Source organism: Pseudomonas sp. IT-P4, from assembly GCF_949767755.1.
GTDB lineage: Bacteria > Pseudomonadota > Gammaproteobacteria > Pseudomonadales > Pseudomonadaceae > Aquipseudomonas > Aquipseudomonas monachiensis.
The window spans coordinates 38733-65665 of sequence record NZ_CATKPX010000067.1 but is presented as its reverse complement, the minus strand read 5'-3'; the positions used below and the strand labels follow the sequence as shown (position 1 = coordinate 65665).

General features: G+C 61.2%; 22 protein-coding genes and 1 tRNA gene. 12 read left to right on the top strand and 11 right to left on the bottom strand.

Going from position 1 to position 26933, the window contains the following annotated elements; genetic code table 11:
* Positions 1-22: 22 nt before the first annotated feature.
* Complete coding sequence (locus tag ACM6IT_RS23475) at positions 23-799, top strand: substrate-binding domain-containing protein (RefSeq protein ID WP_414918873.1); 777 nt, start codon at positions 23-25, stop codon at positions 797-799.
* Here the strand turns inward: ACM6IT_RS23475 and ACM6IT_RS23470 are convergent.
* The gene (locus ACM6IT_RS23470) at positions 789-1703 is read right to left on the bottom strand and encodes a LysR family transcriptional regulator (protein WP_414918781.1); all 915 of its coding nucleotides are present in this window, start codon (positions 1701-1703) and stop codon (positions 789-791) included. The genes ACM6IT_RS23475 and ACM6IT_RS23470 overlap by 11 nt on opposite strands.
* Positions 1704-1863: 160 nt before the next feature.
* Here ACM6IT_RS23470 and ACM6IT_RS23465 point away from each other — a divergent pair, with 160 nt between their 5' ends.
* The gene (locus ACM6IT_RS23465; RefSeq protein ID WP_056727846.1) at positions 1864-3672 is read left to right on the top strand and encodes a monovalent cation:proton antiporter-2 (CPA2) family protein; all 1809 of its coding nucleotides are present in this window, start codon (positions 1864-1866) and stop codon (positions 3670-3672) included.
* Between the two features lie 74 nt (positions 3673-3746).
* On the top strand, positions 3747-4844 hold the full coding sequence (locus ACM6IT_RS23460; protein ID WP_414918780.1) for a DNA alkylation repair protein: 1098 nt from the start codon (positions 3747-3749) through the stop codon (positions 4842-4844).
* An 87-nt stretch (positions 4845-4931) separates the two neighbouring features.
* Here ACM6IT_RS23460 and ACM6IT_RS23455 read toward each other — a convergent pair whose 3' ends face one another.
* Positions 4932-5828 carry a LysR family transcriptional regulator gene (locus ACM6IT_RS23455; RefSeq protein WP_056727849.1) on the bottom strand — a complete coding sequence of 299 codons (897 nt, stop codon included), beginning with the start codon at positions 5826-5828 and terminating at the stop codon, positions 4932-4934.
* Positions 5829-5960: 132 nt separating this feature from the next.
* On the opposite strand from ACM6IT_RS23455, the gene ACM6IT_RS23450 reads away from it, so the two are divergent.
* Together ACM6IT_RS23450 and ACM6IT_RS23445 are read left to right on the top strand one after the other, a co-directional pair.
* A complete protein-coding gene (locus tag ACM6IT_RS23450) occupies positions 5961-7622 on the top strand; it encodes a GMC family oxidoreductase (RefSeq protein WP_414918779.1) in 1662 nt (553 codons plus the stop codon).
* Between the two features lie 154 nt (positions 7623-7776).
* The gene (locus tag ACM6IT_RS23445) at positions 7777-9399 is read left to right on the top strand and encodes an MFS transporter (RefSeq protein WP_414918778.1); all 1623 of its coding nucleotides are present in this window, start codon (positions 7777-7779) and stop codon (positions 9397-9399) included.
* Between the two features lie 50 nt (positions 9400-9449).
* On the opposite strand, the gene ACM6IT_RS23440 is transcribed toward ACM6IT_RS23445, so the two are convergent.
* The 4 genes from ACM6IT_RS23440 to ACM6IT_RS23425 all read right to left on the bottom strand — a co-directional run bounded on the left by ACM6IT_RS23440 (position 9450) and on the right by ACM6IT_RS23425 (position 14051).
* Positions 9450-11930, bottom strand: coding sequence for a TonB-dependent siderophore receptor (locus tag ACM6IT_RS23440; protein ID WP_414918777.1), 2481 nt, complete (start codon positions 11928-11930; stop codon positions 9450-9452).
* Positions 11931-12035: 105 nt separating this feature from the next.
* Complete coding sequence (locus ACM6IT_RS23435) at positions 12036-12986, bottom strand: FecR domain-containing protein (RefSeq protein WP_414918776.1); 951 nt, start codon at positions 12984-12986, stop codon at positions 12036-12038.
* Positions 12983-13504 (bottom strand): sigma-70 family RNA polymerase sigma factor, encoded by a 522-nt coding sequence (locus tag ACM6IT_RS23430; RefSeq protein WP_414913680.1) that lies wholly within the window; start codon positions 13502-13504, stop codon positions 12983-12985. The genes ACM6IT_RS23435 and ACM6IT_RS23430 overlap by 4 nt, the downstream gene beginning before the upstream one ends.
* A gap of 178 nt (positions 13505-13682) precedes the next feature.
* The gene (locus ACM6IT_RS23425; RefSeq protein ID WP_008046975.1) at positions 13683-14051 is read right to left on the bottom strand and encodes a DUF427 domain-containing protein; all 369 of its coding nucleotides are present in this window, start codon (positions 14049-14051) and stop codon (positions 13683-13685) included.
* A gap of 255 nt (positions 14052-14306) precedes the next feature.
* On the opposite strand from ACM6IT_RS23425, the gene ACM6IT_RS23420 reads away from it, so the two are divergent.
* From ACM6IT_RS23420 to ACM6IT_RS23410, 3 genes are all read left to right on the top strand, one after another.
* Positions 14307-16253, top strand: coding sequence for a DNA topoisomerase III (locus ACM6IT_RS23420; protein ID WP_414918775.1), 1947 nt, complete (start codon positions 14307-14309; stop codon positions 16251-16253).
* 193 nt (positions 16254-16446) lie between these two features.
* Positions 16447-16950, top strand: a complete 504-nt coding sequence (locus tag ACM6IT_RS23415; RefSeq protein ID WP_056727858.1) for a GNAT family N-acetyltransferase — start codon at positions 16447-16449, stop codon at positions 16948-16950.
* A 523-nt stretch (positions 16951-17473) separates the two neighbouring features.
* Positions 17474-17803: a hypothetical protein gene (locus ACM6IT_RS23410; RefSeq protein WP_032829393.1), complete on the top strand. Its 330-nt coding sequence runs from the start codon at positions 17474-17476 to the stop codon at positions 17801-17803.
* A 115-nt stretch (positions 17804-17918) separates the two neighbouring features.
* Here the strand turns inward: ACM6IT_RS23410 and ACM6IT_RS23405 are convergent, their stop codons facing one another.
* Complete coding sequence (locus tag ACM6IT_RS23405; protein ID WP_414918774.1) at positions 17919-19421, bottom strand: aldehyde dehydrogenase family protein; 1503 nt, start codon at positions 19419-19421, stop codon at positions 17919-17921.
* A gap of 352 nt (positions 19422-19773) precedes the next feature.
* On the opposite strand from ACM6IT_RS23405, the gene ACM6IT_RS23400 reads away from it, so the two are divergent.
* Positions 19774-20280 (top strand): DoxX family protein, encoded by a 507-nt coding sequence (locus tag ACM6IT_RS23400; RefSeq protein ID WP_409078756.1) that lies wholly within the window; start codon positions 19774-19776, stop codon positions 20278-20280.
* A 90-nt stretch (positions 20281-20370) separates the two neighbouring features.
* Positions 20371-21033: a glutathione S-transferase family protein gene (locus ACM6IT_RS23395; RefSeq protein ID WP_414918773.1), complete on the top strand. Its 663-nt coding sequence runs from the start codon at positions 20371-20373 to the stop codon at positions 21031-21033.
* 97 nt (positions 21034-21130) lie between these two features.
* On the opposite strand, the gene ACM6IT_RS23390 is transcribed toward ACM6IT_RS23395, so the two are convergent.
* A tRNA-Gln gene (locus ACM6IT_RS23390) sits at positions 21131-21205 on the bottom strand.
* 321 nt (positions 21206-21526) lie between these two features.
* Between ACM6IT_RS23390 and ACM6IT_RS23385 the strand changes: the two genes are divergently transcribed.
* The gene (locus ACM6IT_RS23385; RefSeq protein WP_414918872.1) at positions 21527-21955 is read left to right on the top strand and encodes a hypothetical protein; all 429 of its coding nucleotides are present in this window, start codon (positions 21527-21529) and stop codon (positions 21953-21955) included.
* 105 nt (positions 21956-22060) lie between these two features.
* Here the strand turns inward: ACM6IT_RS23385 and ACM6IT_RS23380 are convergent, their stop codons facing one another.
* From ACM6IT_RS23380 to ACM6IT_RS23370, 3 genes are all read right to left on the bottom strand, one after another.
* Complete coding sequence (locus tag ACM6IT_RS23380) at positions 22061-24049, bottom strand: peptidase U32 family protein (RefSeq protein WP_056728097.1); 1989 nt, start codon at positions 24047-24049, stop codon at positions 22061-22063.
* A 231-nt stretch (positions 24050-24280) separates the two neighbouring features.
* Entirely contained in the window at positions 24281-24661 is a 381-nt protein-coding gene (locus tag ACM6IT_RS23375) for a RidA family protein (RefSeq protein ID WP_414913726.1), read from the bottom strand.
* 179 nt (positions 24662-24840) lie between these two features.
* Positions 24841-25464: an NIPSNAP family protein gene (locus ACM6IT_RS23370; RefSeq protein ID WP_056727868.1), complete on the bottom strand. Its 624-nt coding sequence runs from the start codon at positions 25462-25464 to the stop codon at positions 24841-24843.
* Positions 25465-25723: 259 nt separating this feature from the next.
* On the opposite strand from ACM6IT_RS23370, the gene psrA reads away from it, so the two are divergent.
* Positions 25724-26815: an iron-containing alcohol dehydrogenase PsrA gene (psrA, locus tag ACM6IT_RS23365; protein WP_414918772.1), complete on the top strand. Its 1092-nt coding sequence runs from the start codon at positions 25724-25726 to the stop codon at positions 26813-26815.
* Positions 26816-26933 lie beyond the last annotated feature (118 nt).

The window sequence follows — 26933 nt, the reverse complement described above, 5'->3', positions numbered from 1 at the left end:
ACCCTTCATCGAGAACATGACCATGAAAAAAATCTTCAATCTTGCCGCCCTCGCATTGGTGGCCAGCCTGGGCTTGAGCAGCATTGCCCAGGCTGAAGAGATCCGTGTGATGACCTCCGGCGGCTTCACGGCAGCCTACAAGATCCTCGGCCCGAAGTTCGCCGCCGCCACCGGCAACACACTCGACACCGCGCTCGGTCCCTCCATGGGCAAGGCCCCGGAAGCGATTCCCAATCGCCTGGCCCGGGGTGAGCAAGCCGACGTGGTGATCATGGTCGGCTACGCACTGGACGACTTGATCAAACAGGGCAAGGTCGATCCGGCTTCCCGTGTCGAACTGGCGGACTCACGCATTGGCCTGGTGGTGCGCGAAGGTGCATCGAAACCGGATATCAGCAACGTCGAGGGCCTGAAAAAGACCCTGCTTGACGCTAAATCAGTGGCCTACTCCGACAGCGCCAGCGGCGTGTACATCGAGCAGCAACTGTTCAAGCGCCTGGGGATCGAGGACCAGCTCAAGCCCAAGTCGACCATGGTGCCGAAAGTCCCCGTGGGCTCGGTGGTTGCCACTGGCGACTATCAACTGGGCTTCCAGCAGGTCAGCGAATTGTTGCCGGTGCCGGGGGTCAGTTTCGTGGCGAAGATTCCGGAGTCGGTGCAGTCGGTCACCCGGTTTGCCGCCGGCATCCCGGTAGGTGCCCGGCACCCGGCCGAAGCCAAGGCCTTGCTGCAATACATGGCCTCGGCCCAGGCTCAACCGGACGTGAAAGCGACCGGGCTGGACTCGGTCAGTCGCTGACCGACGGCTGCAGGACTTTCATTTCCACCACCAGCCGTTCCAGCTCCAATGCCGCCGGGGTCAGGGTTCGACCCCGGCGCTTGATCAGACCGACGCTGCGCATCACCTGCGGTTCGGTCAACGGTACCCGCGTCAGGATCGGATGGTCCGCTGCCGGCATCGCCATCAGCGGCACCGCCGCCACGCCCAACCCGGCCTCCACCAGACCGATCATAGTGGTCACGTGACGGGTTTCGCAGATACTCGGCCGCTGCGGCACCACGCCGGTCAACGCCTGATCCAGCAGAAAACGGTTGCCCGAGGTTTTATCCAGCGAGATGTAATCCTGCTGATAGAACTCGTCCCAGGTGACGCTGCTTCGCCCCGCCAGTGGATGATCGCGCCGGCACGCTACGACATACCCTTCTTGCACCAGGGGCTCGAAATCCACTTCGGCTTCCAGCGTGCCCATGAAGCTCAGGCCGAAATCCGCTTCGCCATTGACCACCGCGCTCAATACGTCGTGGGCGCTGGAGTCCAGCACCTTGACCTTGATCCGCGGAAACTGCCGGTGATAATGCGCGATCACCCGTGGCATGAAGTAGTAAGCCGCCGAGGGCACGCAAGCAACCGTGACATGGCCGAGCCGGGTCGAAGCGACTTCGCTGATGCCCAGCAATGCCACGTCCAGATCGTCCAGCAGGCGCTCGACGCTGGGCATGAACCCCCGTCCGGCCTGGGTCAGGCTGACCTTGCGCGTGGTGCGCTCGAACAGCCGCACGCCGAGGGCGTCTTCAAGCTTTTCGATGCGCCGGCTCAAGGCTGGCTGGGAAATGCGCACCGTATCGGCTGCCTTGCGAAAGCTGCCCTGCTCGACCACGGCACGGAAGGCCTGCAGGTCATTGAGGTCGAAGTTGATCGCCATGGGGGACTACTCGAGAGGGACCGTTGGATTGATCAGCTAATTCTATAAATGTAACTAATTAATGCAAATTGTAACATCTAAGCCCGAGCGTTTTGCTGACGCCGAAGGGCTCAGCCTTTATTCTTGTCACCCCCGCAGTACCGAGTCCTGGAGTTTTCTCATGCCCCATGAAGGCAACCTGCTACAAGCCGCTGTCGTGTTTCTGATGGCGGCCGTGCTCATCGTTCCCTTGGCCAAGCGCCTGCAACTGGGGGCGGTTCTGGGCTATCTGTTTGCCGGGGTGATCATCGGCCCGTCGGTGCTGGGCCTGATCGACAATCCGCAAAGCGTCGCGAACATTTCCGAACTCGGCGTGGTGTTGCTGCTGTTCATCATCGGCCTGGAACTGTCGCCGCGACGCCTGTGGGTGATGCGCAAGTCAGTGTTCGGCGTGGGTCTGGCGCAAGTGTTGCTCACCGGCACGGTGATTGGCGTGGTGGCGCTGTGGCTGTTTGGCCAGCCGTTGAACACCGCGATCGTCCTGGGCCTGGGCCTGGCGCTATCGTCCACGGCGTTCGGCCTGCAAAGCCTGGCTGAACGCAAGGAACTGACCAGCCCCCACGGGCGGCTGGCGTTCGCGATCCTGTTGTTTCAGGACATCGCCGCCATCCCCTTGATCGCCATGGTGCCGTTGCTTGCCGGTGGCGATCACAGCACCAGCGCCAGCGAAAACCTGAACCACGGCCTGCAAGTGCTGGCCAGCATCGCCGTGGTGGTGATCGGCGGGCGATATCTGCTGCGGCCGGTGTTTCGCGTGGTGACCAAGACCGCATTGCCTGAAGTCTCCACCGCCACGGCGTTGCTGGTGGTGATCGGCACGGCATGGCTGATGGAGCTGGTCGGCATTTCCATGGCCCTGGGCGCCTTCCTCGCCGGCCTGCTGCTGGCGGACTCCGAGTATCGCCATGAACTGGAAGCCCAGATCGAACCGTTCAAGGGCCTGTTGCTGGGGCTGTTTTTCATCAGCGTCGGCATGGGCGCAAACCTGAGCCTGTTGCTGAGCATGCCGGTGGCGGTGCTGGGCCTGACCCTGCTGCTGATCGCGATCAAACTGCCGCTGCTGTTCCTGGTCGGTCGCCTGGCCGGAGGCTTGAAAAAGGTCAGTGCGATCCGCTTGGGCATCGTGTTGGCGGCCGGTGGTGAATTTGCCTTTGTGGTGTTCAAGATCGGTCGCGACCACGGGCTGTTCGCCACCGGACTGTATGACTTGCTGGTGCTGACCATCACCCTGTCCATGGCCGTGACGCCGCTGTTGCTGCTACTTTGCGCACGCTTGGTCAGCCCGAAGGTGCAACCGGTGGAAGTGCCGGAGAAGTTCCGCGAAATCGACGCCGACGCGCCACGGGTGGTGATCGCCGGCATGGGTCGCATGGGCCAGATCGTTGCGCGGATTCTGCGCGCACAGAACATCAAGTTCGTGGCCCTCGACACCTCGGTGGAAACCATCGAACTGTCCCGCAGCTTTGGTGGCGTGCCAGTGTTCTACGGCGACCCGATGCGCCCGGAAATCCTCAACGCGGCCAAGGTCGGGGAAGCGGAGTATTTCGTGATCGCCACCGATGACCCGGACACCAACATCAAGACCGCGGAACTGGTGCGCAAGCTCTACCCGCACATGAAAATCATCGCCCGGGCCCGTAACCGCCAGCATGTACACCGGCTGATGGACGTCGGCGCCCACGCCGTGCGCGAAACCTTTTATTCGAGCCTGGAAATGAGCCGGCAAACCCTGATCGGCCTGGGGCTGACCCAGGCCCAGGCGGATGCGCGGATCAAACGCTTCAAGCAGCACGACGAAGAGGTGCTTGAAGCCCAGCATGCGGTGTATGACGACGCGGTGAAAGTGATGCAGACGGCGCAGGAAGCGCGGGTCGAACTGGCCAGGTTGTTCGAGTCGGATCAACTGCAGGAGCAAGCGGGCAAGAATTGAGGTGACTATTCGGGCCTCTTCGTCGGAACGATAACGCGGTGTGATGGAATAACCACAACTTCAAAGGGACCACCATGACTGACCAACCTGCCCCCGCCCTCAAGGAAATCTTCAACACCGAGCGCCTCCAGCACATCGCCAGTGAAATGACCGCGGTCTATCCATCATTCGAGGCCGCACGTTTCCTGAAGCTGGCCCGGTCCGGCCTGGCGGATCTCAGCGTCATGCAGCGCATGGCCCGGGTCAGCGAGAGCCTGCACACCGTACTGCCCCTGGACTACGAGGCATCGCTGCAGGTGCTGCGCGCCCTCGCACCGCGCCTGAACAGCGGCTTCGTCAGCATGTGCCTGCCGCACTACGTCGCCAGCTACGGCGCCCATGCGTTCGAGCAGTCGATGGACGCGCTGAAGTACTTCACCGCTTTTGGCTCTTCGGAGTTCGCAATCCGTCACTTTCTGCGCCGTGACCTCGAGCGTTCGCTCAAGCTGATGCATGCCTGGTCGCTGGACGACAACGAGCATGTGCGGCGTCTGGCCAGCGAAGGATGCCGGCCACGCCTGCCCTGGTCATTCCGGCTGGAGACCATCCAGGCCGATCCGACACTGGCCGCGAACATCCTCGACAACCTCAAGGCCGACACCAGCCTGTACGTGCGCAAATCCGTGGCCAACCACCTCAACGACATCACCAAGGATCATCCCGACTGGGTGCTGGACCTGATCGAAGGCTGGTCGCTGGACAACCGGCACACCGCATGGATCGCCAAACACGCCCTGCGCAGCCTGATCAAACAAGGCAACCGGCGGGCACTGGCGATCATCGGCGCGGGCGGCAAACCTGAGGTCGAGATCGTTGATGTGAAAGTCGAACCGCCGGTGATTGGCCTGGGAGAAAAGATCACATTGTCGTTTGCCGTCAAATCCACGGTAGAAAGCAGTCAACGCCTGGTGATCGACTACGCCATCGATTACGTCAAGGCCAACGGCAGCACTTCGGCGAAGGTGTTCAAGCTCAAGGCGCTGACGCTGCCTGGTAACGCCGTCGAAGCCGTCTGTCGTGGCCAGCAGATCAAGGAACTCACCACCCGCCGGCATTATGCGGGCGTTCACACCGTACACATCATGGTGAATGGTGAACGGCTGGCCAGCACGGCGTTCGAAATCACGCCTTGAAACACCGCCGACCGTAGGAGCTGCCGCAGGCTGCGATCTTTTGATTCTGATGTTTCAAGGTCAAAAAATCGCAGCCTGCGGCAGCTCCTACGGGGGATTTTCGCCGAACAACAGGGGTTGCTCCCGCTCACACAACTCCACCACATAATCCCACAACACCCGCAACCGCACCGATTTATGCAGCTCCCGGCGGGTGCTGATCCAGTAGCTGCGCTGGATGCTTTCGTCCGGCAACAATGGCACCAGACCGGGATCGGCACTGGCCATGTAGCACGGCAGCACGGCAATCCCCAGGCCTGAGCGCGCCGCCTGCTGTTGGGCGATCACGCTGGTGCTGTGAAACACCACCCGCGGGTTGCGACAGAAGCTGTTAAGGAACATCAATTCCTGGCTGAACAGCAGATCGTCGACATAGCCGATCCACGCATGGCGTCCCAGATCCTCACGAGTGCGCAACGGCGGTGAACGGTCGAGGTAGTCCTGGCTGGCATAGAGCGCCAGGCGATAATCGGTGAGTTTACGGGTGACCAGCATGTCGGCGGCCGGGCGTTCGAGGTGGATGCTGATTTCCGCCTCGCGGTTGAGGATGCTGACAAAACGCGGCACCGCCACCAACTCCACCTCCAGCCCCGGATAGCGCTCGAACAAACCGTTCATGCGACTGGCCAGGAACATGATGCCCAGCCCTTCCGTTACCCCGACGCGGATCTTGCCCAACGGCGCGGTGGACTGGGTGATTTCCTCCTGGGCCAGCAGCGCCACGTTCTCCATCGCCTCGGCGTGTTTAAGCAACGCCTCGCCCGCCGGGGTCATCTCGTAACCTTGGGCATGCTGGACGAACAACGCCGTACCGAGGCTTTTTTCGATGGCCTCGATATGCCGCGCCACGGTGGCGTGGGTTGTGTTCAGGCGACGGGCAGCCGTAAGCAAACGCCCGCTGCGCTGCAATTCGAGAAAAAAACGCAGGTCATTCCAGTCGAACATGAAGCGTCCTAGTTCGTTGCCGTTCGGAACGCTGTTTAAAAACGCACAGCGGCTGCGCAAAAACTAACATTCTTTTGACGAAAGCTAACAACTAGGATGACAGACAACAAGAACAACAACACGAGGTCAGGGATGCAGACTCCCCTGGATGAATACGATTACATCGTGGTCGGGGCCGGGCCGGCCGGGTGTCTGCTGGCCAATCGACTGTCGGCTGATGCGCAGCATCGCGTGTTGCTGCTCGAGGCCGGCGGCCGCGACAACTATGCGTGGATTCACATCCCCGTGGGCTACCTGTTCTGCATCGGCAACCCGCGCACCGACTGGTGCTTCAAGACCGAAGCGCAACCGGGCCTGCAAGGCCGCGCCCTGAGCTACCCGCGCGGCAAGGTGCTGGGCGGCTGCTCCTCGATCAACGGCATGATCTACATGCGCGGTCAGGCCGGCGACTACGACCGCTGGGCCGCCGACGGCAACCCTGGCTGGAGCTGGCAAGACGTGTTGCCGCTGTTCAAGCAGAGTGAAAATCACTTTGCCGGCGCCGCCGAATTTCACGGCGCCGCGGGCGAATGGCGAGTGGAACGCCAGCGCCTGTCCTGGCCGATTCTCGATGCGTTTCGCAGCGCCGCCGAGCAAAGCGGCATCGCCAGCATCGATGACTTCAACCAGGGCGACAACGAAGGTTGCGGCTATTTCCAGGTCAACCAGAAGGCCGGCATCCGCTGGAACGCGTCCAAGGCCTTTCTCAAACCCATTCGCCAGCGCCCCAATCTCACCGTACTGACCGGTGTCGAAGTCGACCGCGTGCTGCTGGACAACGGCCGCGCCTCGGCGGTCAGTGCCCGCTGGCAAGGCCAGGCGAGAACCTTCAAGGCGCGCAAGGAGATCGTCCTGTGTGCCGGCTCCGTCGGCTCGCCCAGCATCCTGCAACGCTCCGGCATCGGCCCGCGCCCGCTGCTGGAACGGCTGGGAATCGGCGTCGCCCATGAACTACCCGGCGTTGGTGGCAACCTGCAGGATCACCTGCAACTACGGCTGATCTACAAGCTGGAAAATGCCCGCACCCTGAACCAGATTGCCGGCAGCCTGTGGGGCAAGATGGGCATGGGCCTGCGCTACCTGTATGACCGCAGCGGCCCGCTGTCCATGGCGCCGAGCCAATTGGGCGCCTTTGCCCGCTCGGGGCCGGAGCAGACGTCAGCCAACCTCGAATACCACGTGCAACCGCTTTCGCTGGAGCGCTTTGGCGAACCGCTGCATGCCTTCCCGGCGTTCACCGCATCGGTCTGCGATCTGCGTCCGCAAAGCCGTGGCCGGGTGGACATCCGCTCCGCCGACCCGCAAGAAGCCCCGCTGATTCAACCCAACTACCTCAGCCACCCGGAAGACCTGCGGGTCGCCGCCGACGCCATTCGCCTGACCCGGCGCATCGTCGCCGCCCCGGCCCTGCGCGCCTTCAACCCGGTGGAATACCTGCCCGGCGACAGCCTGCAAAGCGAGGAACAACTGCACGAAGCCGCCGCGCGGATCGGCACCACGATTTTCCACCCGGTGGGCACCTGCCGCATGGGCAATGACGCCGACGCCGTGGTCGATGCGCAACTCAAGGTCCATGGCATCCCCGGCCTGCGCATTGCCGATGCCTCGATCATGCCGCGCATCACCTCGGGCAACACCTGCTCGCCGACGTTGATGATTGCCGAGAAGGCTGCGCAGATGATCCTCAACCCTTCTGTAAACACATCACCTGTGGGAGCGGGCTTGCTCGCGAAGGCGGTGGATCATTCACATTGATGTTGAATGGCACGACGCTTTCGTCGGAACGCCGCCCGGAGCAAGCCCGCTCCCACAAGGACCGCATTAGATTCACGGACATCGAGCATCACCCCTGCAAGGAACACGCAACACCAGTGGAACAACAAAAACAATCACTGTGAGGGATACCGGTATGTCAGAGAACGTTCAAACCCTGGAGGCCGTGCGCAGCGCGGGCACCAGCCAGGAAACCCAGAAAGTCATCTTCGCCTCGTCCTTGGGGACGGTCTTCGAGTGGTACGACTTTTTCCTCTATGGCGCCCTCGCGGCGGTCATCAGCAAACAGTTTTTCGCCGGGGTCAACGACACCACGGCGTTTATCTTTGCGTTGATGGCCTTCGCCGCCGGCTTCATCGTCCGGCCGTTCGGCGCGCTGGTGTTCGGGCGGTTGGGGGACATGATCGGGCGCAAGTACACCTTCCTCGCCACCATCGTCCTCATGGGCCTGGCGACGTTCTGCGTCGGGCTGCTGCCAACCTACGCCAGCATCGGCATCGCGGCGCCGATCATCCTGGTGGTGCTGCGCATGCTCCAGGGCCTGGCCCTGGGCGGTGAATACGGTGGCGCCGCGACCTATGTCGCCGAGCACGCGCCCATCGGCAAGCGTGGCTTCCACACCAGCTGGATTCAGTCCACCGCGACCCTCGGCCTGCTGCTGTCGCTGCTGGTGGTGCTGGGTTGCCGCTACTTCACCGGCGATCAGTTCGAAGTCTGGGGCTGGCGCATTCCGTTCCTGTTTTCCATCGTGCTGCTGGGCATCTCGACCTGGATTCGCATGAGCCTGCATGAGTCGCCGGCCTTCGTGAAAATGAAAGAAGAAGGCAAGCTTTGCAAACAGCCGATTCGCGACTCCTTCGGCAAATGGGAAAACCTCAAGGTGGTGTTGATCGCCCTGTTCAGCATCAATGCCGGGCAAGCGGTGACCTTCTACGCCGCGCAATTCTATGTGCTGTTCTTCCTCACCCAGTTTCTGAAAATGGACCCGGCGGTGGCCAACGGTCTGCTGATTGTCAGCGTGACCATCGGTGCCCCGTTTTTCATCTTCTTTGGCTGGCTGTCGGACAAGGTCGGGCGTAAACCGGTGCTGATGATCGGCCTGCTGCTGGCCACCGCGCTGTACTTCCCGATCTTCAAGACCCTGGCCCACTACGCCAACCCGGCCATCGACCAGGCCAGCCGCCAGGCACCGATCACCGTGATGGCCGACCCCGACACCTGCACCTTCCAGTTCGACCCGGTGGGCAAGGCGAAATTCGACAGCCCGTGCGACAAGGTCAAGACCTTCCTGGTCAAGCAGGGCCTGCCGTACCAGAGCGCAGCGGCCCCGGCCGGCAGTGGCGTGCAGGTGAGCGTCGGTGACGTGAAGATCGACGGGTTCGACGAAGCCGCCCTGCGCGGTGCCGTGACCCTCGCCGGCTACCCGCAACAGGCGGACATGCAGCAGATCAACAAACCGATGATCGTGGCGCTGATCGTCGCACTGATCATCATCTCCGCAATGTGCTACGGCCCGCTGGCGGCGTTGATGGTCGAACTGTTCCCGACCCGCATCCGCTACACCTCGATGTCCCTGCCGTACCACATCGGCAACGGCTGGTTCGGCGGTTTCCTGCCGACCGTGTCGTTCGCATTGGTGGTGTACACCGGGGACATCTTCTACGGGCTGTGGTACCCGGTGGTGATCACCGGGGTGAGCCTGGTGGTGGGGATGATTTGTTTGCGTGAGACGCGCAACGTCGATCTCGATAAAAACTGACCTGACATTGCAGGAGCGAGCCTGCTCGCTCCTGCAGGGATTGTGCAGCGTCAGAAACCGGCCCTGACCGACACCATGAAGTTGCGTGGATCACCGTAGTAATTGCCAAACGTCTCGGTACCGATGGTGGTGTAGTAACGCTTGTCGAACAGGTTGTTGCCGTTGAGCGCGACCGACCAGGTGTCATCGATGCGGTAGCCTATGCGAGCGTTCCAGACGGCATAACCCGACTGGCTGATCTTCTCTGAGCTGACCGGTGACACCCTGAAGTTATCGCTCTGGGCATTGACACCGGCACCGATGCTGAACCGCTCAAGAGACCCGCTCAGGGCGTAGTCGCCCCACATGCGCAATACGTGCCGAGGCACATAGCTGTTGAACGCAGCGCCGTTCAGGCTTGTGTCGATGTCATCCAGGGTCTTGGTCTGGGTGTAGGTGTAACCCGCCAGCAATTGCAATCGCTCAATGACTTCACCGCTGATTTGCGCCTCGAAGCCCTGGGCCCGGACCTTGCCGGCATTGACATAGCAATAGCCGTCAGAGGATGGGCAGGAAGAGTTGTAGTCGGTTTGCGCCTGGTCTTTCTGGATCGTGCGAAACAGATTGAAAGAGCTGTTCAGGCGACCGTCGAACCACGCCCCTTTGATCCCCAGTTCATAGCTCTGGCCCACCAGAGGCTTGAGGGCAGAGCCGTCTTCGGCCCGCAAGTTACCCTGGGGCGTGAAGATTTCCGCATAGCTGGTATAGGCCGTGAGGTTTTCATTGAGGTCCAGCAACAGCCCGGCAAAAGGTGTGACCTGCCCCGTTTCCCTGGTGCTGGCGTGCTCGGAGGTACCCGACCTGATGAACACCGAATCGGTATCGGAGCTGTACCAGCTAACGCGGCTGCCAACGACGAAGGTCAACGGTTCCGCCAGTTTCAGGCGCAAAGTCGAGTAAGCGCCCCTCTGTTTGGTCACGCTATCGACCGGACCGCCACGGGACGAGTTGTCGATGAAGAAACTGTCGTCCGGCTCCGGGATATGCTTGTCGGGATTGAACACATTTTGCCGTTGCGGCAGAAACGCCACCGAGTAGAAGTCGTTCTTGTTCGAACGACTGGCATTGAAGCCCACCACCAGCTCGTGTTGCAGGCCGAACCCATCGAACTTGCCATCCACGTAGGCATCGATGCCGTAGTCGACTTGATCGTAGTCGTACATGCTGCCCAGCACACCGGTGGTATCCATGCCAGGCGTGACCGCCCCGGAGGCGAACGCATATTTGATGTCCTGGGTGTTTGTTGTGTAAACGCTGGCGACTTTCAATGCCCAGTCTTCGTTGATCTGGTGCCTGATGTCGCTGAAGACCGTGGTGCGTTTACTGCGCCAGGTGTTCCACGACGGATCGAGGCAGGTTGAGCGACTGAGCTTGAGGTCACTGCCATCCTTGTAGCGCGGCAACCCGCCCCAGCATGGATTGGCGTCGACATCTTCGTACGCCAGGCCCACCCCAAGTGTGGTGTCAGGACTCAGATCGACATCGAGCGCGCCGTAATACACCTGGTCCTTGCGACTGGCATCGTCGACAAAATAATGCCGGCTCTGCTCAGCAATCACGGCGCGGCCGCGAATGGTGCCGGAATCGTTCAGCGGGCCCCCGGTGTCGACCTGTGCGCGATAGTTGTCGTAACTGCCGCCCGACAAGGTGATCTCGGTGTGAGGTATCGCTTGCCCGCGTTTGCGCACGAAGTTCACCCCGCCCGCCGTGCCGCCCGCACCTTTCATCATGCCGGCGGCACCGCGCAGGATTTCTACCCGGTCGTAATACGCCATGTCTGAGCTGAAACTGTCGGCCTGGACGTAGAGGTTGCCCATGTCCAATGGCACGCCGTCGTACTGGTACTGGCCGGACATTCGAAAACCGCGCGAATAAAAGTATTTGCCGCCCATGGTCGAGTCGTAGACGGTGATGCCCGGGGTCTTCTCCATCACTTGATCGATAGTGTTGAGGTTCTGGTCATCAAGCATCTTGCGGGTCATCACCGTCACCGATTGCGGTGTTTCCCGCAGGGAATGTTCGCCTTTGCCGATGGTGATCGCCCCGGTGGTGTAAGACCCGCTGTTCTCGGTCGTCGCGCCCAGTTCCTGCCCATTGATGTTGGTGGCGCCCAACTCCAGCGCCGAACCGGACACAGGCGCCGCCCGCAGGATGTAAGTACCGTTGCCCTGCGGTTCGGCTTGCAGGCCGCTACCACTGAGTATTCGTGCGAAGCCTTCACTGACGCCGAAAAAGCCTTTGAGCCCGAGCGAACTGAAACCCTCGGTCTGCCGCGCATCGAACGAAATGGCCGCGCCTGCGGCGCTGGCAAAGCGACTGAGGACTTCAGTCAGGCTGCCGCCCGCGATATCGAAGGATTGCACCGAACGTTGTTGTTGCGCCGACACCGGCGCGGCGTACGTTGCAGCAGACCATAAACCGGTTGTCGTAACCGCCAATAATCCGAACTTCACTGCGGTCGCCAGACGACCTGGCTGGTACACCCGAGACATGCTTACCCTCCCCCAAACGATCAATAAAAACCCATTGAGGGATGAGCCGAACGATGCGCACGAATAGTGCAATGGAGCAGAAATTATTTTTATCGGCGTCACGGATCAGCTCTTGGCACCGCCGGAAACATTGACCCAATAGCGGCTGTACCGGGTGACACGCAACGACAAGCCACTCTCCAGCGCGGCCAGCGCCTGGTCCGTGTCGTCAATCGGAAAAGCACCGGATACCTTCAGATCGGCGATGTTCGAATCGCAGCGCAAAACACCCCTGCGATAGCGCGAAAGATCAGCCAGCAACTCGGCCAAGGGGCGGTTGATCGCGATAATGCTGCCCTGGCGCCACGCCCCGACCGAGGCATCGCTCGATTGCACTACACCCAACCCGGCGGGACCAAAGGCCATGCGTTGACCGGCCTCCAGCCGCGACTGCGACAGCGCTACGCTCACCTCCACGGCCTTTTCCAGCACCGCCACTTCGCTGCCGCGGGCCTGGGAGCGGACGATAAACCGCGTGCCCAACGCCCGGACCTCGCCATCTCGAGTGACCACCTTGAACGGTCGCTGCGCAGGGTCGACGGCGGTCGAAACGAAAATTTCCCCCGCCAGTAACTCCAGCACCCGCTGCCGGCCATCGAATCGCAGGTTGACCGACGTCTCGGTGTTGAGCAGCAGCGAACTGCCATCGGCCAGGCGAAATTCCCGACGCTCGCCGACTGCCGTGCGGTAGTCGGCGAACAGGTCCCGGGTTACTTCACTGCGCCAGCCCAACCACCCGAGGGAACCTGCCGACGCCAGCACCAACACGCTGCGCAGCACCTGGCGACGGGATTGATCAGCTGCGCGCAAGGCCGGCGCAGCCAGTGCCCCCGGAACCCGAGCCATTTGCTCACCGACGTCGGTCATGCGCTGCCAGGCCTGGTGATGCCCTGGATCAGCCGCCAGCCAGGCGCGCCAGGCCACCTGATCGGCATCCGTCGCAACGCCGGAGTGAAGCCGCGCATACCACTGCGCGGCGCTGCTGATCGCTTTGAGTTCGGCGGGCGACAGGCTCATCCGAGTTGCAACCGGATTTGCATCAGACAGCAATGCTCCATGGCCTTGGCCATGTGGTTGTTTACCGTACGCACGCTGACGCCCAGCCGCTCGGCGATCTGTGGGTAGGTCAGGCCATCGAACTGCGAGAGGATGAAACTCTGCTTGATCTTCGGCCCCAGTCCTTGCAGCAACCGATCAATCTCCATCAGTGCTTGCAACATGATCGCCTGCTCCTCCAGCGACGGCTGTTCCTGTTCGGGAGTGGCGGCCAACGCGTCAAGATAGGATTGCTCCAGCGAGCGGCGGCGAAACAGATCAATCAACAGGCCCTTGGCGATCATCGACAGATAAGGCCGCGGCTCTCGGATCTCCAGCGCACTGCGTGCCTTGATTACCCGGACAAAGGTGTCCTGCGCCAGGTCCGCGGCATCGAACGCGTTCCCCAGACGCTTGCGCAGCCAGCCCTGGAGCCAACCGTGATGGTCGCAATACAGGTCGTTGACGGCGCTGCGCAGGGATAAATCGTTGGCGGACATGACGATGGAATAATTCGCGAATGGTAATGACTCGCATTGTCATATTTGTAACAGCTGATTGGCAATAGCCATGGAGGGGCAATCCAGAATGTCCGTGTGAGTGGAAGGACATTCCGGAATTTGCCGATCAGGGGAAAAACCGTTGAATCGTGATTGTTTTATCGCTTGAAAACGACAATCAAACTTCGGCATCGAGCAACTCGAACTTCACTTGATCCGGATAGAACGCCAGGTAACCGCGGATTTGCTCCACCGACACCTTGGGGTCTTCGTAACTCCACACCGCGTTGGCGCTTTCATGTCCCGGTACCTGCAGGCTGAAATAGCTGGCATCGCCTTTGTACGGGCAATAACTGGTGTGGTCGGTGCGGGCGAAATACTTCTCGTCGATGTCCTCTCGCGGCACGTAGTACACCGGCGGGTAGTTGGCCTCCAGCAACACCAGGGCCCGCGCCGAGGCGGCCACTTGAATACCGTGAAATCTCACCAGCAGACAGCCAGGCTGCTCGGCGATGGTGATGACAGGACTAGGACCGGAGCTTTTCATGGAAAACGTTCCTCATGACGGTGATGGACCTGCAAATCGATGTGGGAGCGTGGCTGGCCCGCGATGGGCTGCGCAGCAGCCCCAAAACCTGAAACCACGATTTATCAGGTATAACCCAAGTTTTACCCTCGCGACTGCTTCGCAGCCGAACGGGAGCGACACACAAAGCTGTACATCCATACAGATAAAGATTGCTCCATCGCCCATCAAGCGCCATTCTGTGCACCCTTGGCACATTGATCGACGATGGTGGTTATGCGGCTGTACCTCTGTGAAAAACCTTCCCAGGCCAAAGACATCGCGGCAGTCCTCGGCGCCCGGCGCCGGGGCGATGGCTGCTGGCTGGGAACGGACGTCACGGTGACCTGGTGCATCGGCCACCTGCTGGAAACCGCACCGCCGGATGCCTACGACGCGCGCTACAAGCGCTGGGTGCTGGCGGACCTGCCGATCATTCCCGAAAAATGGAAAATGACCGTCAAGCCGCGTACCGCCAGCCAGTACAAGGCGGTCAAGCGCCTGCTCGGTGAAGCCTGCGAACTGATCATCGCCACGGACGCCGACCGCGAGGGCGAGATGATCGCCCGGGAACTGGTGGAACATTGCCGCTATCGCGGGCCGATCCGCCGCCTCTGGTTGTCGGCGCTGGACGATGCGTCCATTCGCAAGGCCCTCGCGGCGCTCAAACCGGGGAGCGAGACCTTCAGCCTCTATCACTCGGCGCTGGGGCGTTCCCGGGCCGACTGGCTGATCGGCATGAACATGAGTCGGCTGTTCACCCTGCTGGGGCGCCAGTCCGGCTATCAAGGCGTGTTGCCGGTGGGCCGGGTGCAAACGCCGACCTTGCGCCTGGTAGTGGATCGCGATCGCAGCATTGCCGACTTTGTGCCCGTCCCCTATTGGGCCATCGACGTGCAGCTACAGCACAACGGCACCGCGTTCACGGCGCAATGGCGCGCGCCGTCGCAGCTTTGCGACGATCAGGACCGCTGCCTGAACCAGGCATTGGCGCAACAAGCGGCGGCCGCCATGAGCGGCGCGGCCTGTGCGCGGGTGATCAAGCTGCGCACCGAACGGATGCGCGAAGTGGCCCCGCTGCCGTTCGACCTGGGCACCCTGCAGGAAGTCTGCTCGAAGAAGCTCGGCCTCGGCGCCCAGGAAACCCTGGACATCGCCCAGGCGCTCTACGAAACCCACAAAGTCATCACCTATCCGCGCAGTGATTGCGGCTACTTGCCCATCAGTCAACACAGCGAGGCACCGGCCATTCTGGCGGCACTGCGCCAGGCCGATCCAGCGCTGAACGCCTTGCACGATCACCTTGATCCGCAACGGCGCTCACGGGCCTGGAACGATGCCAAGGTCAGCGCCCACCACGGCATCATCCCCACCTCTGCGGCAAAGAATCTCGACAAGCTGGCGGGCAAACAGCGTGCGGTCTACACCCTGATCCGCGCGCGATACCTGGCGCAGTTCCTGCCCAATCACGAATACGATCGCACCCAGGCCGACTTCGACTGTGCCGGCGAGGCCCTGCGCGCTGTCGGCAAGCAGATCATCGAGCCGGGCTGGAAACGCGCCCTGCCCGAAGCGCTGGCTCCGGCCAAGGGGCGCGAAGCCCCGGTACCGCAGACACTGCCCAACCTGGCCGAAGGCATCGATTGCACAGTGGCCGGCGTGCAATTCAAGGACCTGTGGACGCAACCGCCAAAGCCGTTCACGGAAGGCGACCTGATCAAGGCCATGAAGAATGTCGCCAAACTGGTGCAAGACCCGCTGCTCAAGCAAAAGCTCAAGGACACCACCGGCATCGGCACCGAAGCGACCCGTGCGTCGATCATCCAGGGCCTGCTCGACCGTGGTTACCTGGTCAAGAACGGCAAGGCCCTGGCCGCCACGCCGGCCGCGTTCAGCCTGATCGACGCGGTACCGCGGGCCATCGCCGATCCGGGTACCACGGCGATCTGGGAGCAGGCCCTGGACATGGTGCAAAGCGGCGAAATGAGCCTGGAAGAGTTCGTCACCAAACAGGCCGCCTGGATGAGCAAGCAGGTCAGTCGCTGTGCCGGGCTGAGCCTGACCATCAGCGGCCCACCGCCCGGCGGCTCCGCTGCAGCCCCCTGGAAGAAAAAACGAAAAGGCGCCCCGCGTAAACCAGCAAGCGGCACCAAGCGCAGGGCAAAACCTGCAAGCAAAACCTGAACCCGGCACCGAACCCTGTGGCGAGGGAGCTTGCTCCCGTTGGGCCGCAAAGCGGCCCTTCTCTCCAACAACGTGAATGGGACTGCTGCGCCCGAACGCGGACCGGTCCAGCGGGAGCAAGCTCCCTCGCCACGGATCGTGCGACGCCGGCCATAATCAGTTGTGTCCCTTGGCCGATCAGGAGCCACTTCGAATGCCTTCGATAGAACTGCACGCCGCCCAACGCGATGAACTGGAAACCATCGAGAACCTGATGCAGTTCTACACCTACGACTTCAGCGAATGGTTGCCGCTGAAACTGGGCGAATACGGTTTGTTCAACATCCTGCCCATGCCCGACTACTGGCGAAACCCGGCCACCCGCCCCTTCCTGATCAAGGTCGACGGTGAACTGGCCGGCTTCGTCACCGTGGATAACCAGGTCCATCTACCCGGTGCCGACTACAACATCGGCTATCTGTTTGTCAGCCGACGCTTCCGTGGCCAGGGTGTCGCGCGATTTGTCGTTTCCACCCTCTTGAGTCAATTCCCCGGTCAATGGCAGATTTTCCACATCGAGGCGAACCAGCCAGCACGCCAGTTCTGGGCCGCCGTGATGCCGGGGCTCAACGTTGACGGTTTCACCTTGCATCAGCAGGTGGTTGACCGCTATCCCTGCACTTTTTACCGCTTTGAGTGTCCGTCCCTGTCGTCCTGACCGACACACCTTCGACTCCGCCTGCTAATTCCCAACAGCTTTGTCCGACAATATGTAGTGACTTAAAATATTCACTACAAAACCGTTGACGCCTCCGATTTGCCCTTGCATGATGCAGACGTCTCCCCGATCGGGAGTACAGGCAACACGTTTGAGCAAGCTCGTCTGACCGCCGAGCTGTTTTTCCCGGATACACGCTGCCCACAAGGCAGATTGAAGAAGCTGACCTGGCCTGAACGTCCAGTACAAGGGCGAGAAGACTTGGCGAGCAATCCTCATGAAGCTTGTGGCCGACCCTGAAAACGTCGGCAGTGGCCTTAAGGTTTTCGCCGCTTCTCTTCGTTGTGACGCTATTGCGTAGCAGTTATTCAACACGACTACATGCAACAGACGCAGGACCCCGCCCGATAAGGCGGCCGAACGCTGACGTCCTGGTTTCGGTGCCAGGGATCAACTAACCGATGGGCTACCTGTATTAGCGAATCAACTTTGAAAGATCACCAATTGGTCAAGGGGCTTTATGATGAATCTGAACAATCAACCAACTATCGATGAACTGGCTCGTATCTTCGCTGCAAAGAAAGACAGCCACGACAACCATATTCTCTGGATCAGCAAGTGTGGCCAGGTTCATATCGACTGCCTGTCGCCGCACGCCCATGAAGCAGAGTTCGACCAGAACAACCAGAACCTGCTGGCCCGACTGAAGATGTACCGTCGCGGCCAGGGCTATGTCGGCAAGAAGGCCGCAGCCGACAAGGACTTCATCGGTAATGTTCTGCAAACCCTGAAACAGGCCTGGGCCTCGATGCAGAATCAGAACGAAGTTCGGGTGATTGACCGGTTCTACTAATTGAAATGAGTCATTACTGACTTATAGATAAACAAGGCCTGCTCCCGATAAGGAGCAGGCCTTTTTTATGCTGGAACGAAAACCGGATATGGGAGCGAGCCTGCTCCCACAGGGTTTAGCGTTTGACGCCCAGATCGACCTGGGTCATGCGGCTACGAATGGTGAACACACCATCGCCGGAGAGAATCGCACTGCGAGCAAACAGGCGCCCGCTCTCCCAGTTCGAAAGCCCCAGTTCCGGCTTGTTCAGCGCGTACTGGCCGTCGACCCAACGGGTGATGCCATTGCCGACAAAAGGCGCGTTGACCGCGTTGTAGAAACGCTCCTGGACCTCGGCACTGTCACTGATCAAAGACACCGTGAATTGCGGGCTATAACGATTGAACAAGGTAATGGCATCGTCCAGGTCGTCGACAATCTTCAGACTGACTTCCGGGGTTTCTTCCCACTCCCACTCACGACCCAATTGATCTTCCGGCAACGGCTCGGCCTGCGCTTCGCCCTGATAGCCTTCGGCGCGGTACACCTGGACCGTTGCAGCCAGCCAGTCTTGCGGCAGGCACGACTCGCTGCCTTCGACGATGTGCAGCTTGCAGCCCTGCCCCCGTGCGGCGCCGGCCTGTTTGAGCGCGCCCAAGAACAGCGGCACCAGTTCAGCGGCGCGGTCGCGGTGAATCAGGCAGACGTTCAGGGTGTTGCAGACTTTGCGGTCCAGGGAGTTGCGCACCACGGCGGCAAAGCGCGGGGCGTCGGCATCGGTGTTGGCGATCAGCCACGCACCACCGGTGCCGTGCAGGCTGACCGCCGTGCCGGCCTGCTGGGCGATGCTGCCCAACTGGCTGACGGCACGACCCGAACCACGGGCCACCGCCAATGACAGGCGCCGGTCGGCGAACATCGCCCAACCGGCGGCGTGGTTGACACTTTCCACCAGCGATACGGCACCGACCGGCAAGCCGGCGTCGCTCAGTGCAGGGTTCAGTGCATGGGTGACGATCGCCTGGGCCGTGCCCAACGCATCACTGCCGATGCGCAGCACGGCGGTGTTGCCGGTGCGCAACACACCGGCCGCGTCAGCAAACACATTCGGACGGCCTTCGAAGACAAACGCGACGATGCCCAACGGCGAGACCACTTGCTCGACCTTCCAGCCATCGTGCTCGACGCAACTGATCACCTTGCCACGGCTGGCCGCCGCATCACGCCAGGCGCGCAGGCCGGCGATCATGTCGCGACGCATGCGCTCATCGGCCAGCAACCGGGTGGTCGAGCGACCGCGCGCCTTGGCCCGTTCGATGTCGGCCAGGTTGGCAGCTTCGATCAAGGCCCAGCTTTCCGGGGTTTCGAGGCGTTTGGCAAACAGGTCGAAGAAAGCGCTGATCGCCTGGTCAGACACCGCCGATAGCGCGGTGAATGCCGCCTGGGCGCGCTCGATCGCGACGTTGGCCGCTTGCTGGTCCGCCACGGGGATCAGCAGCAACTCGCCACTGACCTGCTCCACCAGCAGGTGATCACCGGGCTGGAAACGTTGCGCCAGTTCGGGACTGACGACAGTGACACGATTGCCGGCGAAAGGGATTGGCGTGCCAGCGACTAGACGTTCGAGCGCGAGGGACATGAAGCAGTATCACCATGCAGGGGGCGGCCGGAAAATGTATAGCAATTTCCCTGTGGGAGCGAGCCTGCTCGCGAAGAGGCCTTTCCATCCAACGTCCATCGCGCCTGACACTCCGCCATCGTCGGATCGCTGCCCCGGGCAGGCTCTTTCCCACAGGAGTGGCGGTTACGTATCTCAATGTATACAGCCCCGCCCCAGACACACCCCACACTCAAAACCCCGTCACAACGACACACCGCAGATACACCCCGTTGATGAAATGCGCCTGTCGATTGGCCACGCCGATCAAAGCGCTCAACTCACGGGGCATGTCGTTGCCCCACCTCCCCCGACCTGAAAGAGAGCAACGTCCATGAGCACCTCCATTTCTTCGGCCGTCAAAGGCCTGCACCTGAACCTCGACCGTGCCGGCGACTGGGTTGCCCCCCTGGCGTTGCGGGTGTTCCTCGCCTGGGAATTCCTCGAGTCCGGCCTGGAAAAATACAACGGCGAGAACTGGTTCGCCGATATCCAGGCGCGCTTCCCTTTTCCGTTCGACCACCTTCCAGCGACGCTGAACTGGGAACTGTCGATGTGGGCGGAGCTGATCTTCGCCTTGACCTTGCTGGTGGGCCTGGGCACACGTTTTTCGGCGTTGAGCCTGATGGTGGTGACCCTCGTCGCAACCGCCGCCGTGCATTGGCCCGCCGACTGGCACAGCCTCAGTGAACTCGCCCAAGGCTATGCCATCAGCAACAAGGGTTACGGCAACTTCAAGCTGCCGCTGATCTACCTTGTGGCCCTCACGCCGCTGCTGCTGTCGGGCGCCGGCAAGTTCAGCATCGATGCGCTGCTGGCGCGTTTCATCTGGCGTCGCTGAAACGCAAAAAACACCAGAATGGAGCCCCTCGCGCCTTGGCCGATGGCGACGGATAATCAACTGGTTTTCATCTCACCGAGGAATTGAAGGATGCCGCTGACTCTTTATTTCCATCCGCTCTCATCGTTCTGCCACAAAGCGCTCATCGCGCTCTATGAACTGGAAATCGAGTTTGAAAAAAGGATCATCGACCTGGGAGACGAGGCTGACAGGGCCGAGCTACAAGCACTTTGGCCACTCTGCAAATTCCCGGTGATCCGCGATCACGACCGCCAACGGGACGTACCCGAGTCGAGTGTGATCATTGAGTACCTGGACCGGCTTCACCCCAGCCAGGCACATCTGATTCCGGATGATTGGGAAACCGCGCTGGAAGTCCGCCTGTGGGATCGCTTTTTCGACCTGCACGTCCAGGTGCCGATGCAGAAGATAGTCGCTGACCGAATCAATGCCGCAAACGGCGACCTGACCCGCGAACGCGCCGCGCTGTTGACGGCGTACGGCATGCTTGAACGTCAGTTGGCCGCAAACACCTGGGCAGCCAGCGCCGCATTCAGCATGGCCGATTGCGCCGCCGCCCCGGCGCTGTTCTATGCCAGTACCCTCGTGCCGTTTCCCGCCGAACATCGCCACTTGAGTGTTTATTTCGACAGGTTGACCCAAAGGCCCTCGGTCAAGCGGGTGATCGACGAGGCAAGGCCGTACTTTTCCTGGTATCCGTTTGCCGAGGCCATCCCGGAGCGCTTTCGGTAGTGGCGCCAGTGCTAGCGGGGAACGGGAGGCAAAAAACAATGAATCGACGAATAATTACCGTCGGTAGAGTGTTTTCTGATTAGGCAGGAATAAAAAATGGCAGGGGCGGCTGGATTCGAACCAACGCATGGCAGGATCAAAACCTGCTGCCTTACCGCTTGGCGACGCCCCTGTATCTGTTGCAATGAGTGCCTGGCACTCGCTTTCTTGAGTGGCAACAAGACCTGTTGCCTGCCTGCACGACTGGTTCCCTGAGGACCGCTGCAAGAGTGGGCGCAAATTTACCAACTTTTCCTTCATCTGGGAAGCCCAAACAAAAAAAATTGTTTATTAAAACAGACGCTTAGTGTCGAGCCGAATCTCGGGGTGCTATCGGCGCACATTCACCCCGAACAGCTCTGCTACGCTTTTGCTTACTCGAATTGAATCGGGAATCGTTTATGCAACACCCTTCCCTTGCCATTTGAGGGCGCCAAAAGTGAAAGGCAAATTACTGGGGGCCGCTGCAACCCTTCTGGTACTCGGGGCCGCGATTTATGGGTTGAACACCTGGGAGCACATCCAGGACCAGCGACAGGAAGCGGTCTGCAAGGCCGCCCGGGAGCATCTCAATAACCTGGAAACCCAGGCGCGAGCCCTGGCCTCCGGGTTGTCGGTCGAAGCCTATGCCGAAGCCGAAAAAGCCGAGGCCGGCCAGTTGGTCATGGCACTCGATACCGCCAGGAATGAAGCCGAGGTCGATGCCGTCATCGACAAGCACGCCGCTGCCATCGAGGCGCAGATATCGGCCGAGGACGCTGAGGTCCAGTCCCGAGGCGAACAACCTTTCCTCGGTCAGGAACTGAAAAAGCAACGCATCCCCACCGACGTCAAACAGGAATTCAAACGCGCTGAAAAGGCCGTCGCCGACACCTGCGGATAGTGTCGACCGCCAGCGCCACGCTTGTCGCCAGCGTCCAGACTTCAGCAAAAGCAGGTTTCAAGCAGGAACAGCTGAGTGCGCCGTTGCGACGCACTCGCCTGCCACTCAGTGCGGCGCGCGCGGGATGGTCTTGAGCAGGTCTTCGGGGCTGATGTGACCGACCACGCTACCCGGTTGCGGCAAGTTGAGGATGTGGCCCTTCATCTTGCCGATGATGTGCATCTCGCAAGGCTTGCAGTCGAACTTCAGCGTCAACACTTCATCGCCGTGGATCAGCTGCATCGGCGCAACCTTGGTGCGCACGCCAGTCACGCCCTTGGCCTGTTTCGGGCACAGGTTGAAGGAGAAACGCAGGCAATGCTTGGTGATCATCACCGGCACCTCGCCGGTTTCCTCGTGGGCCTCGTAGGCCGCGTCGATCAGCTTGACGCCATGGCGGTGATAGAAGTCCCGGGCTTTCTGGTTGTAGACGTTGGCCAGGAACGACAGGTGCGAATCCGGGTACACCGGCGGCGGCGTGGTCTCGGCCTTGCGGCTGCCACGCGGGTGGGCGGCGATCCGCGCCTCGGTCAAGGCTTCAATCACTTCACGGCGCAAGGCCTTGAGCTGCGAGTTCGGGATGAAGTACGCCTGCGGCGCGTCCAGCTTGATATCGATGGCGTGGTATTGCGTGGTACCCAGTTGGCCGAGCAGATCCTGCAATTGCTCCAGCGCCTGTTCCGGCTTGTTGGCGGCGCCGAACGGGCCCGCCAGGGTGACGCTGGCGCTGATGCCCTCTTCGCTGGTAGCGGTCAGTTCCAACTGGTCTTCACGCAGGCGAGCGACCCAGTTCAGGGCGATGCGACGCTCGGCTGAGGTCTTTTGCAGCGCCTGTTGCCAGTTGTGATCGAGATTGCGATTCAGCGGGTGATTGGGGCGCAGTTTGTACATCCCCTCCGGCATCTCGTTGGGCTCGACGCGATAGCGATAGCGCTTCTCGCCGTCCTCCTCGAACTCGCCCTTCGGTTCGGCGATGTTGGCGCGGAAACCCACCACTTCGCGCTTGACCAGCACGTTGAGACCGTCGCCGTTGGACAGCGGCTCGTGCGTCACGACCTGCATGTCACGCTTGGCGACTTTCTCGACCACACCCACCGGCAGACCGGTGAAGGTCGGCGAGTCAAAGGCGCCGATATCGATCTTGCGGTCAGTGACGAAGTAATCGGTGCTGCCACGGTGAAAGGTTTTTTCCGGGTCGGGCAGGAAGAAGTGCGCGGTGCGGCCGCTGGAGGCGCGGGCCAGGTCCGGGCGGTCTTCGAGCACGGCGTCGAGGCGCTGGCGGTAGTAGGCGGTGATGTTTTTCACATAGCCCATGTCCTTGTAGCGGCCCTCGATCTTGAACGAACGCACGCCGGCCTCGACCAGGGCGCGGATGTTGGCGCTCTGGTTGTTGTCCTTCATCGACAGCAGGTGCTTTTCGTAAGCGATCACCCCGCCCTTTTCGTCCTTGAGGGTGTACGGCAGACGGCAGGCCTGGGAGCAGTCGCCACGGTTGGCGCTGCGCCCGGTTTGCGCGTGGGAAATGTTGCACTGACCGGAAAACGCCACGCACAACGCGCCATGGATAAAGAACTCGATGGCCGCGTCGGTTTCGTCGGCGATGGCGCGGATCTCCTGGAGATTCAGCTCGCGGGCCAGCACCAATTGTGAGAAACCGGCCTGATCGAGGAACTTCGCCCGCTCCAGGGTACGGATGTCGGTCTGGGTACTGGCATGCAGTTCGATCGGCGGAATGTCCAGCTCCATCACCCCCAGGTCCTGGACGATCAGCGCATCGACGCCAGCGTCGTACAACTGGTGGATCAGCTTGCGCGCCGGCTCCAGTTCGTTGTCGTGCAGGATGGTATTGATGGTGGTGAACACCCGGGCGTGGTAGCGACGGGCGAACTCCACCAATTGGGCGATATCGCTCACTTCGTTGCAGGCGTTGTGGCGGGCGCCGAAGCTCGGGCCACCGATGTAGATGGCATCGGCGCCATGCAAGATGGCCTCGCGGGCAATGGCGACATCGCGGGCAGGGCTGAGCAATTCCAGGTGATGTTTGGGCAAAGACATAATTTTTTTAGTCAGGCTTGTCACGGTCGAGGCGTGCATTGTAGCGGCGAAACGCCTGACCGGCACCCGAATGCTGCCGGGTGGCGATTTGGGTAGGCCTGGCGCGCCTCAACCCCTGTGGGACCGGGCTTGCTCGCGAAAGGGCTGGGTCAGTCAACACTTGTGCCACCTGACACGCCGTCTTCGCGAGCAAGCCCGCTCCCACAGGGTTTTGTGTATGTCTGGCTGAGATCAGGCCTTGGCCGCCATCGCGGTCACTTCCACGCGCATGCCTTCCACCGCCAACGAGGCAACCCCGACAGCGGCGCGCACCGGCCATGGCTTGGCGAAGTAGCGCTTGTAGACTTCGTTGAAAGCGGCGCGGTCGGCCATGTCGGTGAGGTAGATGGTCAGGTGCATCACGCGGTCCATGGAACTGCCGGCACGCTCCAGCGCGACCTTCAGCGCTTGCAGGGTGCATTCGCTTTGCAGGGTGATGTCGCCCAGTTCCAGGCTGCCGTCGGCGCGGGTGGGGATCTGGGTGGAGACCAGCACACCGGCGAAACCGACGACGTCGGAGGAAATCGAATCCGCATCGGGGTCGGGGGTAAAGGTCAGGTCGTGGTTTGCCATGGGGACTCTCTTGCTTGAAGTGATGAGGCTGGTGCCTTTGCGCGGCCAGTTTACAGGGCCATTGGCGGTCCGTCGCTAATCCAGGCCGGACGGCTGCTCGTGACCCAGCCTCATGGCCTGCCGGCGACTGCACCGTACCGGCTGGATCGTTTCTGAGCCCCGGTCGAGCCACACCCGGGTCATTGCAAGGGCGAGAACGTCGCGGGCAGGTAGATCGTCGAGCGCATGTCGCGCAGTTGCGGGCCGGAGTTTTCCGGCGGCCAGACGCCATCGGCGACCGCCTGGGTGCGTACTTGCAGGCGCTGTTCCAGGGTGCTCCACGGCCAGATGTGCAGATAGCGCGGCAGCGCGCCGTCGGTGGCGTAGAACGCCGCGTACACCGGCGAATATTGTTCGGCGGTCCGCGCTTCGATGGCGTTGCTCCAGCCCTCGAGGGTGGGCTGCAACCCGCTGCTGACCAGGTCATAGACGCGCAGTTCGTAGAATGGACCGTGCTGGCCCGCGCTCAAGGGTTCGAGGAAGGGAAACAGTGTGTAGTTTTCGATGCGCAGATCGGTGATCAACTCGTTGATACCAAACGCCCCGCCTCCCAGCAGGAAACGCTCGCGCTCCGCTTGCCTCAGGTGTTCGTCGGCGTAGCCGCGCAGTACGGCGATCTGGTTCAACTGACCGATTTCCGAGGCCCAGCAGCCCATCAACACCCCGCCGACTTCCGGCTTCGCCAACTCTGCCTCGATGCGTACCAGCGCATCAGTCACTGTGCGCACCCGCACGGTAAAAGTGATCAGTTCAAATAAACGCATAGCGACTCCGCCCACCGGTTTGCCAAAAGCACACAGCCTAGGGCAGCCCCCGCCAGCGGGATATTGAGACGAACCCCATCGGCAACGGCATTTGCCGCAGTGTTCTAGGTAGTTTCTTTATTGGGATTGAAAAAGCGAAGCATCAGCTACCGGCCATTATCGGCCCAGCCGATTCAAACCTGCGAATTATCGATTTGTGCAGTGGTCCGTGGACCGCGAGCATGGCATCACTTCCAACAACAAAAACCAAGGACCCGCCATGACCGCCCGATTTCACAATCCAGTGGATACCCGCTTCGGCTGGGGCAGCCTGCAAGAGCTTACCGCCATCACCGAACACCAGAACGTTGCCGTCGTGACCTTTCCCGAAGCCCGTGGCCTGGGGCTGGTGGATCGCCTTCAAGCGCTGCTGGGCGACCGCCTGGTCTACGTGATCGAAGATGTCCAGCCCAATCCCGATGTCGCGCAACTTCGCGCGACCTATGAACGTTTCTGGCAAGAGGCCGGCGAATGCCACGCCGTGATTGCCGTCGGTGGCGGCAGTGCGATCGACACTGCCAAGGCACTGATTGTCGGCACCGAGTCAGGTCGCTTCGATGAGCTGCTGGCCTTGCTGGCAAGCGGCAAACCCTTCGTTCCGGTTCGCAGTAAACAGCTGATCGCTGCCCCGACCACGGCGGGCACCGGCAGTGAGGTCACGCCCTGGGCGACGATCTGGGACGCGGCCAACCACAAGAAGTATTCCCTGCACCTGGACTGCACCTGGCCAAAGGTCGCGATCATCGATCCGCAACTAATGCTCACGGTACCGGCCAGCGTCACCGTTTCCACCGGGCTGGATGCACTGTCCCACGCGCTGGAGTCGATCTGGAACATCAATGCCAACCCGCTTTCCGACACCTTCGCCATCTCTGCCATCGAGGACATCCTCGAATGCCTGCCCTTGCTGCGGAGTGACCTGTCCAATCAGGAGCTGCGCTCACGGATGGCCCTCGCCGCACTCAAGGCCGGCATGGCGTTCTCCAACACCAAGACTGCACTGGCCCACTCCATTTCCTATGAGATGACCTTGCGCTTCGGCCTGCCCCACGGCATCGCCTGCTCCTTCACCCTGCCACTGGTTCTGGGCCTTGCCTGGGGCCACGACGCAACGCGCGACAAGACCCTGCAACGGGTTTTCGGGCCAGACCTGGATAAAGCCCAGGCCCGTTTGCGCGCCTTCCTGCACAGCCTCGAGGTGAAAACCGAGTTCGCCGACTACGGCGTGACGGCCGAAGAGGCCCAAACCATGATCGACTTCGCCCTGCAGGGCGCACGCGGCAAGAACTTCATCGGCTCACGAGCAGCCTAGGGCTCGCCAGCCCCCCAAAGACACTACCCTGCCAGCGGCGAAACGAGCCGCGACGATTTCCTGCTGCACCTGAAAAAGAGTGCACCCTGCGATGCAACTCGCAGGGACCGAACAAGAA